General features: G+C 52.4%; 12 protein-coding genes and 2 pseudogenes. 4 read left to right on the plus strand and 10 right to left on the minus strand.

What is annotated here, in order from left to right:
- Positions 1–47 precede the first annotated feature (47 nt).
- The 3 genes and pseudogenes from ACD630_RS03910 to ACD630_RS03920 form a co-directional block, all read left to right on the plus strand.
- A complete protein-coding gene (locus ACD630_RS03910; protein WP_430358178.1) occupies positions 48–344 on the plus strand; it encodes a hypothetical protein in 297 nt (98 codons plus the stop codon).
- Positions 345–432: 88 nt separating this feature from the next.
- Positions 433–994, plus strand: a pseudogene (locus ACD630_RS03915) (iron chelate uptake ABC transporter family permease subunit); the annotation flags it as partial.
- Between the two features lie 171 nt (positions 995–1,165).
- Positions 1,166–1,306: pseudogene (locus ACD630_RS03920) on the plus strand (helix-turn-helix domain-containing protein); the annotation flags it as partial.
- A gap of 59 nt (positions 1,307–1,365) precedes the next feature.
- Here ACD630_RS03920 and mdh read toward each other — a convergent pair.
- A complete protein-coding gene (gene mdh / locus ACD630_RS03925) occupies positions 1,366–2,316 on the minus strand; it encodes a malate dehydrogenase (protein WP_430358179.1) in 951 nt (316 codons plus the stop codon).
- A gap of 598 nt (positions 2,317–2,914) precedes the next feature.
- Between mdh and ACD630_RS03930 the strand changes: the two genes are divergently transcribed.
- Positions 2,915–3,505 (plus strand): IS630 transposase-related protein, encoded by a 591-nt coding sequence (locus ACD630_RS03930; RefSeq protein ID WP_430358180.1) that lies wholly within the window; start codon positions 2,915–2,917, stop codon positions 3,503–3,505.
- Between the two features lie 172 nt (positions 3,506–3,677).
- On the opposite strand, the gene der is transcribed toward ACD630_RS03930, so the two are convergent.
- From der to ndk, 9 genes are all read right to left on the minus strand, one after another.
- Positions 3,678–5,162, minus strand: coding sequence for a ribosome biogenesis GTPase Der (gene der / locus ACD630_RS03935; protein WP_430358181.1), 1,485 nt, complete (start codon positions 5,160–5,162; stop codon positions 3,678–3,680).
- 145 nt (positions 5,163–5,307) lie between these two features.
- The gene (gene bamB, locus ACD630_RS03940; RefSeq protein WP_430358182.1) at positions 5,308–6,489 is read right to left on the minus strand and encodes an outer membrane protein assembly factor BamB; all 1,182 of its coding nucleotides are present in this window, start codon (positions 6,487–6,489) and stop codon (positions 5,308–5,310) included.
- Positions 6,490–6,499: 10 nt separating this feature from the next.
- A complete protein-coding gene (locus ACD630_RS03945) occupies positions 6,500–7,120 on the minus strand; it encodes a YfgM family protein (RefSeq protein WP_430358183.1) in 621 nt (206 codons plus the stop codon).
- A 13-nt stretch (positions 7,121–7,133) separates the two neighbouring features.
- Entirely contained in the window at positions 7,134–8,408 is a 1,275-nt protein-coding gene (hisS, locus tag ACD630_RS03950; protein WP_430358184.1) for a histidine--tRNA ligase, read from the minus strand.
- 122 nt (positions 8,409–8,530) lie between these two features.
- A complete protein-coding gene (ispG, locus tag ACD630_RS03955; RefSeq protein ID WP_430358185.1) occupies positions 8,531–9,652 on the minus strand; it encodes a flavodoxin-dependent (E)-4-hydroxy-3-methylbut-2-enyl-diphosphate synthase in 1,122 nt (373 codons plus the stop codon).
- A 40-nt stretch (positions 9,653–9,692) separates the two neighbouring features.
- Positions 9,693–10,685: a cytoskeleton protein RodZ gene (gene rodZ, locus ACD630_RS03960; RefSeq protein WP_430358186.1), complete on the minus strand. Its 993-nt coding sequence runs from the start codon at positions 10,683–10,685 to the stop codon at positions 9,693–9,695.
- Entirely contained in the window at positions 10,675–11,466 is a 792-nt protein-coding gene (gene pilW, locus ACD630_RS03965) for a type IV pilus biogenesis/stability protein PilW (RefSeq protein WP_430358187.1), read from the minus strand. The genes rodZ and pilW overlap by 11 nt, the downstream gene beginning before the upstream one ends.
- Positions 11,467–11,656: 190 nt before the next feature.
- Positions 11,657–12,865, minus strand: a complete 1,209-nt coding sequence (locus tag ACD630_RS03970; RefSeq protein WP_430358188.1) for a bifunctional tRNA (adenosine(37)-C2)-methyltransferase TrmG/ribosomal RNA large subunit methyltransferase RlmN — start codon at positions 12,863–12,865, stop codon at positions 11,657–11,659.
- Between the two features lie 191 nt (positions 12,866–13,056).
- Positions 13,057–13,488, minus strand: coding sequence for a nucleoside-diphosphate kinase (ndk, locus tag ACD630_RS03975; protein WP_430358189.1), 432 nt, complete (start codon positions 13,486–13,488; stop codon positions 13,057–13,059).
- Positions 13,489–13,859 lie beyond the last annotated feature (371 nt).

The following is a 13,859-nucleotide window of genomic DNA, read 5'->3' on the forward strand; positions in this document are numbered from 1 at the left end:
AAGGGAGCATAGGTATCTACACATCTTTTGCAATATCTGCTATTACGTTGCTGCATGATCTCAACTTATCCATCGGCGGGATTGATGCCCGCCTTAACCGGCGTTATCAGCGTCTGGTTAAGCAACACATGACTCCCCCAGCACCATTGGCGTCAGCCGTTAAAGACCTTGCCTGCGCGCAGAAAACAACATTCGCCACTACTCAGGCCGTTTGGCGTTTTTTTAATAATGAACGTATTAGCTTCAGTCAGCTCAATGAACCGATTATTTCGCTGGCTCTCCGGCAGGTTGCACTTAGCCCGCATCCATACGCTCTCATCGTTCACGACTGGTCTCATTTATAGAAAAGCGACATTATTTTGATAACAATTAGCTGTATTTTTTTGCCACATACCAGGGCATCTGTTGTAATCATTTTTAAGTCGGTTGGCTATAACGCTGTTGGGACTGGACGATGGCGTGGCAAGTAATCTGGGCTTAGTCCTAGTGCTGGCGCGCTTAACCACGCTCGGTGTCGCGATTTTCCTCAGCGCTCAACTGGTGAACGTGGCGGGAATTATCGGCTTTGTTGGCCTGTTTGCCCCGTTGCTGGCCCGCATGCTGGGCGCTCGTCGCTTGTGGCAACGGCTCTGGCTGGCGCCATTGTAGGGGCGTTGCTGCTGGGATTGATCGATCAAACCGTGCTGTGGCTGCTGCCGCGCTTACGCGCCACGCACCAGCCTGCGTTGGCGAAAGCCGGAGAGATTAACGCCGTAGCCCCCCGCTGGGGCAGCTGGCAGGGATAATGCTGTTGCTGGGCGCTTTGGTAATAGCGCTGATGCCGGGTAAAGGTGCACAAGGCTGGTAATGGAGCTACGGTGAGGCGCTGGCGCAGCTGTTGCCCTAGCGTTGGCCGCGCGTGGTGGCAGCACTGACGGCGGGTATGATGCTGGCGATGGCGGGCACACTGATCCAGAAACTGACGGCTAACCCGATGGGCAACCCGGAAGTGTTATAGCCAACCGACTTAAAAATGATTACAACAGATGCCCTGATATGCGGCAAAAAAGCATAGCTGGCTGTTATCAAAATAATGTCGATTGGCTATACAGTTTCGTACCCACAATGGGAAAGAAGAACGTTTGAAAATGACGCATGGTGGCGACGTCGGTTATGAACTATAACCAAGGGAGAATGGCTTATCGCCGAGGCAATCAACATTCACCCTGCTGAAATCTGGCCCAGCCGTTACTACGATCCAAAAAGTAACATGCTGATTGATAGGAAAAAACTTATCAGACCTGACGATCCTCACACAAAATCCTGATATAAAAAAGCCGGAGCACCTTCTCTCCGGCTTATCACCATCTGGCGTTAAGACACCGATTAACCGCGTACTGAGCCACTCACAAAGGATTCGCCCAATTCGATATCCTGTCTCAGGGTGCCCAACATGTTATCCAGAGCCTGTTTTTCAAACGGGCTCAGTGCGCCAATGGACTTACGTTCAACGATGCCGGATTTGCCCAGCAACAGCGGCTGTGCGAAGAAACGGGCATGCTCGCCGTCACCTTCCACATAGGCGCATTCCACAACCCCATCGTCGCCTTGCAGAGCGCGTACCAGAGACAGCCCAAAACGCGCCGCCGCCTGACCCATAGAGAGGGTTGCCGATCCGCCACCGGCCTTGGCTTCCACCACTTCCGTGCCCGCGTTCTGGATACGCTTGGTAAGATCCACCACTTCCTGCTCGCTGAACGTTACACCAGGAATTTGTGACAACAGGGGAAGGATCGTCACACCAGAGTGCCCGCCAATCACAGGGACTTCAACCTCTTGCGGCAACTTGCCTTTCAGTTCCCCCACAAAGGTATTGGAGCGGATAATATCCAGCGTGGTTACGCCGAACAGCTTGTTCTTGTCATACACACCGGCTTTTTTCAGTACGTCCGCGGCAATCGCCACCGTCGTGTTAACCGGGTTGGTAATGATACCAATGCAGGCTTTCGGGCTGGTACGGGCAATCTGTTCAACCAGATTGCGCACGATCCCCGCATTCACATTGAACAGATCGGAACGGTCCATGCCCGGTTTGCGAGCGACACCGGCCGAGATAAGAACGATGTCCGCGCCGAGCAGTGCAGGGGGGGCGTCTTCACCGCAAAAACCTTTGATGGATACTGCTGTAGGGATATGGCTCAGATCAACGGCGACGCCCGGCGTTACCGGAGCAATGTCATAAAGAGATAATTCTGAACCTGAAGGAAGCTGGGTTTTGAGCAGGAGCGCGAGAGCCTGACCGATACCGCCTGCTGCTCCGAGAACTGCAACTTTCATCCTAAACTCCTTATTATCGTAAAAGTAAAAATGCCGTGAATTTGTGCAATAAACCGCCAGACATGAATAAAATCAGGAGGTTTAAACGGCTTACCGAACGGATGTCGGCAATGCCGAGACCTCGATATCAGGTCATGAAAAAGAAAAAACTATGTCATTAATAATAAATCAAAATCTGCCGAGTGATTTGTAAGGTAAGTAAAGTTATAAGTAAGTGAGTAAATAATGCAACGCGCATCACGTTCAGTACGATGGCGGCTACATTACACTGAACCGCAGCCAGTAAACAACCTCATTCTGATAACATTTGATTCACTTTTATGGCTTTGTTGAATAATAGGTAATCATGCTGTTTTTCCATGCCAGTTTTGGTTGAAAATGCTTGTCATCTTAGGTGTACACTTTTCTCATGAGGCCTAACTGCATGATTTTACGTTGCGAGGATCCGTCGTTTCGCTGGGCTGCCAGCATAAAATCTATTTATTCAACAAAGCCCACTTTTATGTGACTAAAGGCTCATTTTTTTTTATCGATTACGTCGTTTAAACATTTTGGCGCAATTATAGCTAAACGACTTAATTTTGATTACATTATTTAAATGAGCTATTCAATTGATTTTAGACGTAAAGTGATATCTACACGGGAAGAAGAAGGGTTGAGTATCCGAGAAACAGCGAAGCAATTTCGGATTGGCCCTGCCTCTGTATCGCGTTGGATTGATCAAATAGCGTCAAAAGCATCGACCACGCGTCAGCGAAAGAGCGATAAATCCGAGTTGATAAAAGATGTTGAACAATATCCAGATGCTTACCAAAAAGAACGTGCAGAGCGTTTTGGCGTTTGTCAGAAGGCCATTTGGCAAGCTCTTAAAAAGCTGGGATTGACCTATAAAAAAACTTTATGTCATCCGAAAGCCGACGAAAGCGCCCGGCAAGCATTTCAACAAAAAATACAACAGTATGAAAAAGAAGGTAAACCTATTGTTTTTATTGATGAAAGTGGTTTTCCACACGATACCCCACGGACTTACGGCTATTCCCCAAAAGGTCAACGGTGTTTTGGCCTGAAGAACGGGGGAGCCAAGGGAAGAACAAATGTTATCGGCGCTTTATTAGGCACAACGCTGTTTGCTATCGGATTATTTGATATCAATATTATAGCCAAGCGACATTATTTTGATAACAATTAGCTGTATTTTTTTGCCACATATCAGGGCATTGGCTGTAATCATTTTTAAGTCGGTTGGCTATAATCATGCGCTTTATTGCGTCTTTATAATAGTCCCTGATAGCAAAAAAAGCCCGACATAATGCATGCGGGCTTTATGAGGTGAGTGTGTGTTGATGAATCTTCCTGATCTACTATTTGCCTTTCTTGATGTGCTGCATCAAGCGCTTACACTTACGCAACTGATTGGGCGTGAGGGTATTGCGCTTCTCGGCAAAGGGGTTTTCCCCCTCTTTGAACTGAATGCGAATCGGCGTACCCATCACGTTCTGCGAACGACGATAGTAGTTCATCAGGTAGCGTTTGTAGGAATCCGGCAGATCTTTGACCTGATTGCCGTGGATCACCACAATCGGCGGGTTGTACCCCCCGGCGTGAGCGTATTTCAGCTTCACGCGGCGGCCATGAACCAGCGGCGGCTGGTGATCGTCAATGGCCATCTGCATGATACGCGTCAACAGCGAGGTGTTCACACGCTTGGTAGCGCAGGTATACGCTTCGTGTACCGACTCAAACAAGTTACCGACGCCGCTGCCATGCAGCGCAGAGATAAAATGCACGCGCGCAAAATCGATGAACCCGAGACGCAAGTCGAGCATGTCTTTCACCTGCTCTTTGATCTCTTGCGACAGCCCATCCCATTTGTTCACGGCGATAACCAGCGAACGTCCCGCATTAAGAATAAAGCCCAACAGCGAGAGATCCTGATCGGAAATGCCGTCGCGCGCATCGATAACCAGCAGTACCACGTTGGCATCTTCGATCGCTTGCAGCGTTTTGATCACCGAGAATTTTTCGACGGTTTCCGTGACCTTGCCACGTTTACGTACGCCAGCGGTGTCGATCAACACATACTCGCGGCCATCGCGCTCCATCGGAATATAAATGCTGTCGCGGGTAGTGCCCGGCATGTCATACACCACCACACGGTCTTCGCCCAGAATACGGTTGGTCAGGGTGGACTTGCCCACATTGGGGCGACCGACGATAGCCAGTTTAATGGGCATACTTTCCGGATCGAAGTCATCTTCGGTGTCCTCTGGCTCACCGGTATTTTCGCCTAACTGTTCCCCCCAATAGGCAGCGTTAGCCTCTTCTTCCGTCAGTTCAACCGGTTCATCTTCCTGCTTGGCGTAAGGCAGCAACACGTTTTCCAGCAACGAGGTAACACCGCGCCCGTGGGAAGCCGCCATGGGATAGACCTCACCCAGCCCCAGCGAATAGAAATCCGCCATCGCGATATCCGCATCCACGACATCAATTTTGTTGGCGACCAAGAAGGTGGCTTTCTCGCGGCTGCGCAAATGCTGTGCGATGCCCAGATCGGCAGGCATCAGGCCGGCGCGCGCATCCACCATAAACAGCACGATATCCGCTTCTTCAATGGCGAGCAGCGACTGCCCTGCCATACGGGTTTCCACGCCCTCTTCCGAACCGTCGATACCACCGGTATCAATGATAATGAACTCCTGCCCTTCAACTTCCGCCCGACCGTATTTACGGTCACGCGTCAGCCTAGGAAAATCCGCCACTAGGGCGTCACGGGTACGCGTCAGGCGGTTAAACAGGGTAGATTTTCCCACATTCGGGCGCCCAACGAGCACGACGACAGGTATCATTTCACAACCTCATTTATTATATTTCAATATATTACAGCAAATCGACTCGCTGACATTTAAAAAGACGAAACGGCCCCTGATGCATTCAGGAGCCGTTTCAAGGCTCACCCCGTCTGCGCGGTGCAGCCCAAATACATTCTGTTCTCTAGCGGGTAAACGCGTATACGTCGCCGTTCTTGGCCTGAATCAACAGCTTGTCGCTAGCCACCACCGGGTCGCTCAGGAAAGCGGAATTGTCCACTTTATGCTGCGCCACGAAACGACCATCCGCAGTATTGATCCAGTGCAGATAACCTTCGGAGTCCCCCACCACCAGATAGCCATTATACAGCACCGGTCCGGTCAGGCTACGGTGCAGCAGATCGCTTTGTCGCCACAGATTCACACCGCCATTGGTGCTGAGAGCGACCACGCGATCGTTTTGATCCACGACGTAGATACGATCGCCATCGATGACAAAATCCTGCACGCTGCCCAGTTCGCGTTTCCACACGATCTGGCCAGAGCGCAGATCGAGCGCCGTCATGTTGCCGTTATAGCCGAGCGCATACACCAGCTCACCAGCCACCACCGGCGTCGTATCCACATCGTTCAAACGATCGATTTCGGTCGCACCGCTCGGTTGAGAAATGCGCTGCTGCCAAATCAGTTGCCCCTGGTTGATCAGCACTGCATTTACACGACCATTGTCACCGCCGACAATAGCAGCACCAAACGCGGTGGCAGGCGCAGATTCACCGCGCAGCGACAGCGTCGGGATATCCAAGTTTACGGTCCATTTAATGGTACCGTCACTTTCATTTAGCGCTTGCAGCATACCGTTGCTGGTGTGAACCAGCACCACGCCATCACTCACCACCGGGCGTGATAATACTTCACCCGCTGCCGTGGCTTGCCATGCAAGGGTACCGTCTGCCGCATTAAGCGCAAATACCTCTGCGCGCTCACTGCCGACATAGACACGATCGCCAGAGACCGTCACACCGCCGGAAAGCAGCGCGGATTCACGCGACGAGAGCAGCCCACGTTTGGTAGAGAGATCGGCACGCCACAGCTCTTTGCCGTTCGCCAAGTCCATCGCCTTCACCAGACCTTTACGGTCGGCGGCAAAAACGTGATCGCCCTGCCAAGCTGGACGCAAATTGGAGTAGTGCCCATCAAGACCGCTCCCCACAGAACTGCTCCAAACTTTGGTTGGCGTAAACTGATTCTCAACCTTGGGCAGCGGCGACATGATTACCACGTCTTCTTCACCGCTAAACAGCGAACATCCACTCAAAAAAGCCAGAGAAAGCATTCCAACCACAAGTGTTTTACGCAATTGCATGACGTTCCTCTTAGCCCGGCAGATTATTTAATTTCATACGCAGCAACGCCTGCAATGCCTGTGGCGGATTCGCCGCCACCCCTTTATCGTATGCCGCACGCGCAGCCGCGTTATCGCCTTTGCTCACCAAGGCATCGCCGCGCACATCCGCCACCATCGCAGCCCATCCCGGCTGTGTGATGGTATCTAGCGTTTTCAATGCGTCATCGGCTTTACCCTGCTGCACCTGAACGCGCGCCAAACGCAGCGCGGTCAATGCTTGCAGATCGACATCTTTGGTTTGCGTCAACGCTGTGCGCAATTGGGTTTCCGCCTGAGCGAACTCCCCTTTATCGGCGTGATAGCGCGCCAGTTGCAAGGAAGACAACACGCCATAGCTGCTCTTATTCTCAGCCGAGAATTTTTCCGCCGCCGAAACGCCCGCCGCATCACCTTTCGCCAATGCTTCACTGGCCTGCTGGTAAGCCAACGAGGAAGACATGGCCCCTTCAGACTGATGATTCTGCCAGTAACGCCACCCGACCAGGGCACCGATACCGAGCACAATCCCCACCACCAACGCTTTACCGTTTTCAATCAAAAAGCGGCGCAACGCATCAACTTGCTCATTCTCAGTGGTATAGACTTCCACGGTGTCTCTCTCCTCAACCCAGTAACGTTGCCAGACGCGCGGCAACGTCCGCCTGCGCCAATGTATCCTGCTCACCGCTGCTCAGATTTTTCACCACCACCTGACCGGAAGCCACTTCGTTCTCGCCCAGCACCAGCGCAATACGAGCGCCCCATTTATCCGCGCGAGCAAACTGTTTCTTGAAATTTCCGCCGCCATAGTTGGTCATCAGTTTCAGCTCAGGCAGCGCATCACGCAGTGTTTCAGCCAGTTGCATGGCCGCTGACTGCGTGCCAACGCCAGAGGAAATCAGATACACCTCAACGCCAGGCAGTGCGGTGAAATCAGGGTTAACCAACTGCACTAACAGCACCAAACGCTCCAGCCCCATGGCAAAACCGACAGCAGGTGTGGCATGCCCACCGAGCTGTTCTACCATGCCGTCATAACGGCCGCCCGCGCACACCGTGCCCTGCGAACCCAGACTGCTGGTGACCCACTCGAACACAGTGCGGTTGTAATAATCCAGACCACGCACCAACCGCGGATTCACCGTAAATGGGATACCCGCTTGCGTCAAAAGTTCACCCAGTTGCTCAAAGTGTTGGCGAGATTCGTCATCCAGATAGTCCGTCAACACCGGCGCATCATTGAGAAGTGCCTGCACCTGCGCGTTCTTGGAATCCAATACGCGCAGCGGGTTGGTGTACATGCGACGCAAGCAATCTTCATCCAACTGATCTTTGTGTTGTTCCAGAAACGTGATCAGCGCATCACGGTAGTGCGCCCGCGCTTCCAGCGAACCGATGGAGTTCAGTTCCAGCGCCACGTGTTCGGCGATACCCAGTTCGCGCCACCAGCGCGCACTGAGCAGGATCAGTTCGGCATCGATATCCGGCCCTTGCAGACCAAACACTTCACAGCCTAACTGATGGAATTGACGGTAGCGCCCTTTTTGCGGACGTTCGTGACGGAACATCGGCCCCATATACCACAGGCGCTGTTCCTGATTATAAAGGATACCGTGTTCAATACCGGCACGTACGCAGCCTGCGGTCCCTTCCGGGCGCAGTGAGAGGCTATCGCCGTTACGGTCGTCAAAGGTGTACATCTCTTTTTCAACCACATCGGTCACTTCGCCAATTGCCCGTTTAAACAACGGCATCTGCTCAACGATGGGCAGACGGATTTCACTGTAACCATAACTGCGGAGTACTTTTTTCAGGCTATCTTCGATACGCTGCCATAAGGCCGTTTCAGCAGGCAGATAATCATTCATGCCGCGTATGGCTTGGATATTTTTTGCCACGTCAGTTCCCTATGCGTTTTAAAATCGTTTTTTCAATGGACCCGATTATAGGGGGTTCAATGTGCTCTGTTCAACGTTAAAGCCACCGCTGGGTTTAACAGTCACTGACGACGCAAGGCTGATTATTTGTCCAGCACATTGACCGTGATGCGTTTATTTTCATCCAGCATCGCTGCTTTGGCGCGAATTTTCGCTTCCAGTTGGTCAATCATGTCGTCGTTGTCAAAGCGCTCTCTCTGGCGCACGCCATCTTCATAAAAGCCGCTTTTCTTGTTACCGCCGGTCACGCCCAGCGTTGAGACCAGCGCTTCGCCCGGCCCGTTGACCACGCAACCGATAATGGAAACGTCCATCGGCGTAATGATATCTTCCAGGCGCTGTTCCAGCGCGTTGACCGTGCCGATAACATCGAATTCCTGGCGAGAGCAGGTAGGACACGCGATGAAATTGATACCACGTGCGCGAATACGCAGCGATTTCAGGATATCAAAGCAGACTTTGACTTCTTCAACCGGATCGGCCGCCAGCGAAATACGCAGCGTGTCGCCAATGCCTTCCGACAGCAGCAGCCCTAGGCCGATAGCCGATTTGACCGCACCGCTGCGTGCGCCGCCCGCTTCTGTAATCCCCAGATGCAGCGGCTGATCGATACGCGCCGCCAGTAAACGGTAAGACTGCACGGCCAGAAACACATCCGACGCTTTCACACTCACCTTGAACTGATCGAAGTTGAGGCGATCGAGGATGTCCACGTGACGCATTGCAGATTCCAACAGCGCTTCCGGCGTGGGTTCACCGTATTTTTCCTGAAGATCCTTTTCCAGCGAACCGCCGTTGACACCGATGCGAATCGGAATGTTGTTATCGCGCGCGCAATCTACCACCGAGCGAATACGCTCTTCGTTGCCGATATTGCCGGGATTGATACGCAGGCAGTCTACGCCGTATTCCGCCACTTTCAGCGCGATACGGTAGTCAAAGTGGATATCGGCCACCAGCGGAACGTTAACCTGCTGTTTGATCAGCTTAAACGCTTCCGCTGCGTCCATGGCAGGCACGGAGACGCGAACAATATCCACGCCAACGCGTTCAAGGAACTTGATCTGTTTTACCGTGGCGTCCACATCGGTGGTTCGGGTGTTAGTCATCGACTGCACGGCAATCGGTGCGCCGTCACCAACAGGCACCTTGCCGACGTAAATGCGCGTTGATTTGCGACGGACTATGGGTGCAGGGTTATGCATTACTTCTTCTCCACATTTACAGCATCACCGGCACCTGAAATTACTCCGCTGCTAGCGTCAGACGAGCAATCTGGTTGCTTCTTACAAACCGGCTTAAATCCACCGGTTTACCTTGATACTGAATTCGCACGGCTACCGGTGCGCCGATCTTCAAGCGATAAGGCGCCTGACCGCTCAGGTTTAACACACTGCCGCTGCGCTGCACGCCGCTGTAGAGTTTTTTGCCTGTCGCATCGATCACTTCCAGCCAGCAATCGGCGCTAAAGGTCATGGCAATGGTATTGCCGTTGTCACTGACAGGCGTTGCGCTCTGTGAAGCAGCGGGCTCTGTAGCAGTAGAAGGGGGCGTGGTAACCGGTGCAACAGGCTGATGCCCATTACCTGCCTGCGCTGGCGTCACCGGCGCACCCGTAGTCGTTGCTGCATTTGCAGCAGGCGAATTCACCGACGCTGAATTCGCGGTGGTGTTTGCACCTTCCGGCGCGGCCGGCGCAATCTGCGTCAAATCGATAGTCTGTGAGCCGGTCGCGGCGAGCGGAACCGCCGTTTGACTCTCAGCATCTTCTTCCGGCGTGTTAGCCGCAGCATGATCGACCATAGAGCTGATCTCTTGCTGCTGCACCTGATAATTCTGCCACCACCAGGCACCGGTTAACCCTAGCACGATAAGCACCACCAGCCAGGTAAAAGTCATCAACCAGCCATCGCGTTTCTTACGGCTTTTTCCCAAGGCAAAGCCTTGCATTGACGCCACGTTGGCGATTCTCGGCACCACGTGTTTATCCAACGCGGGCAGCAGTTCGCTTTCCGGCAAATGCACCAGCTTGGCATAAGAACGGATATAACCGCGCAAAAAGGTAGGTGCTAAATCAGGAGAGGGGCTGCCCTCTTCGATCTCTCGCACGGTGGTCACTTTGAGGCATAAACGTTTAGCGACAGTTTGCTGTGTCAATCCCATATGCTCACGCGCCTGACGCAGACGCTCGCCAGGAGTGGCAGGGGTGGTATTTTCTAGAGTGGCTTCAGTATTCATTAGCTAAGAACTGCTGGTACTGTTTAGAGTGTGGAAAACTTCGCGCCAGCCTGTCGCCATGATAGTTACGCTCATCATCACGGCCCGCCAACGCGGCGAAACGAATCTCTAACCACAGACTCTCAGCGCTGGCTGGAAGGCTATGGTGATAAATATCCAAAAGGTGCCTAGCTTCGTTAAGGTGTTGGGCATTCAGTCGATGCCCCACTTCACTGAGCACCCTGTCGCCTTTTATCGGGTCATAGTGTAACGCCCGAACTAACAATGTGTGTGCCTCATCACATTTTCCCGCTTTGAAATGGCAGTATCCCGCGTTTTCCAAGGCCTGCGCAACATCCCGATAATCAGGATGTTGCGCCGCAGCGCTGAACTGTTTCTGCGCCGCTACATACTGCCCTAAACTACAGAGAAACGCACCGTAATTATTCATTACGCTGGCATTTTCCGGTGCCTGACGCAACGCGGTTTGATAACGTCGTTCTGCCGCACCGTACTCGCCAATGCGCTGTTCGTACAACGCCATACCCAGCTGGACACGGTAATCGTCTGGAGCGGCCTCAACGGCACTCGACAAGTTGCGCAGCGCCGCGTCAAGATCGTCTCGTTTCAGGTATGCCATACCCAGTTGCAACCGCGTAGTGACCAACGCTTCGGTCGCCGACGGGCGCTGCACCTTGGCACACCCACTCAACAGTGGCACTACGATGCCGAGCGCGAATAAAACACGACGCTGTACATACTCTTGACGTTGTAGATAATCTTGTTGAATACGAGGTGTCATCCTGACCCTCCGCTAAAAAACGGATTCCCTGTCCGCTCGCTGTCGCATCCCGCATTGTCGTTAACGCGGTAAACACCAGCAAGTATTCAGCCAATACATGCTAGCTACGCGGACGCCATCATATACCGATGAAAGGCGTTTAGCACCCTGATTCGATGCCAAATGCCATTTCGCCAAGCACATTAAGGTGTTAGACCGCTTTAACCTGAATTGGTTCACCCGTGCGTTTGGTGCGCAGCGTACGCTTAGTACGATCGACCACTTCGCCAGCCAATTGACCACACGCCGCATCAATATCGTCACCGCGCGTCTTACGCACAATGGTGGTAAAACCATACTCCATCAGCACCTTGGAGAAACGATCTACGCGGCTGTTGGAACTGCGACCATAGGACGCCCCCGGGAACGGGTTCCAGGGAATCAGGTTAATCTTGCAGGGGGTATTTTTTAAACACTCGGCAAGCTGATGCGCATGTTCGGTGCCATCATTGATGTGATCCAGCAGCACGTATTCCACCGTAACGTGCCCCTGATTGGCATTGGACTTCTCCAGATAGCGACGCACAGCGGCTAAAAAGGTCGCGATGTCATACTTTTTGTTGATGGGCATGATTTCATTACGGATATCATCCGTCGGCGCGTGCAGCGATATCGCTAAAGCAACATCGATCATATCACCCAATTTATCCAGCGCCGGTACTACACCAGAGGTAGAAAGCGTCACGCGGCGTTTGGATAAACCAAAACCGAAATCATCCAGCATGATCTCCATGGCGGGCACCACGTTGTTCAAGTTCAGCAACGGCTCACCCATGCCCATCATCACCACGTTGGTGATGGGGCGCTGACCGGTGACTTTCTGAGCACCGATGATTTTCGCGGCACGCCACACCTGGCCAATAATTTCCGATACGCGCAGGTTACGGTTGAACCCCTGCTGAGCGGTCGAACAAAACTTGCATTCAAGGGCGCAGCCCACCTGCGAGGAGACGCAGAGCGTGGTACGATCTTCTTCCGGGATGTACACGGTTTCGACCCGTTGCCCACCGACCAGAATCGCCCATTTGATGGAGCCATCCGAAGAACGTTGTTCAGCGACCACTTCCGGTGCACGGATCTCGGCGATCTGCTGTAACTTCTGACGCAGCACCTTGTTGATGTCCGTCATTTCGGCGAAATCATCGCTACAGTAGTGATACATCCACTTCATCACCTGATCGGCGCGAAAAGGCTTTTCACCAATTGAGGCAAAAAAAGCGCGCATTTGCTGGCGATTCAAATCCAACAGATTGATCTTTTCGCCGTCGGTTTTCACGACAGGTGCAGCATCGGTAGCAGTGGAGGAACAGGTGGCGGCAGACAGGGTGGTACTTTCCGCTAAAGACTGAGATTGGGACATGCTCATAATGGTAACTCTTGGCCTCGTTATTACACGTTGTGGCGCGACAGATGACGATAATATGAATAAGAAACGCCCCGGACAAACAGTGCGTGCTAATCCGGGGCGCGGCATTGTACAAAGTTTAAAACAGCGATGCTACCGCCGTCGCGTTTTTTTACGCTTGATGCGAGAAAAACCGCCACACCAGATTAACGCAGGCGCGGGCAGATCTCTTCAGCACTGAAGAAATAAGCGATCTCACGTGCAGCAGATTCCGGAGAATCGGAGCCGTGTACCGCATTTTCGGTAAAACTGTCTGCGTAGTCAGCGCGCAGTGTACCTGCCAGCGCATTCGCCGGATTCGTCGCCCCCATGATGTCACGGTTGCGCTGAATAGCGTTTTCCCCTTCCAACACCTGCACCATGATCGGGCCAGAGGTCATAAAATCCACCAAGCCATCAAAAAACGGCTTGCCTTGGTGCTCGGCATAGAAACCTTCCGCCTGCGCACGAGTTAATTGCACCATTTTGGCGGCCACCAGCGTGAATCCGGCGCTTTCAAAACGCGCGTAAATGGCACCGATGGCATTTTTGGCTAAGGCATTGGGTTTTACGATGGAAAAGGTACGTTCTACCGTCATATTGACCTCATTATGTCACACGCTAATAACGACCGGATTAAAAGAATTATCATACCAGTCAGTGAAAGTGGCGCCGATTATAGGGTGGCAACATTCCCTTGCCTATCGGCTTATATAACATTTTCTTAAAAAAATCGTATCTTTTTGTCTCGTCATTGCACACATCGCCACACGGGTGAGAAAATCCCCGCGTCATGGCAATCGCTGTGCGATCACAGTTCCCAGAGTAATTTGTTACATTTTTAGTAATTTGTTTTAAAACAATAAAATAACTAGATTCACCGCGTAATTCACTACTATTCTTTACCCGTACGCTACACCTTCTCAGGTGACACCTAACAGACGTTACCCTTAACAATAGCCACGAAGAG

The sequence above is a fragment of the Symbiopectobacterium sp. RP genome (genome assembly GCF_050472005.1).
Taxonomy (GTDB): domain Bacteria; phylum Pseudomonadota; class Gammaproteobacteria; order Enterobacterales; family Enterobacteriaceae; genus Symbiopectobacterium.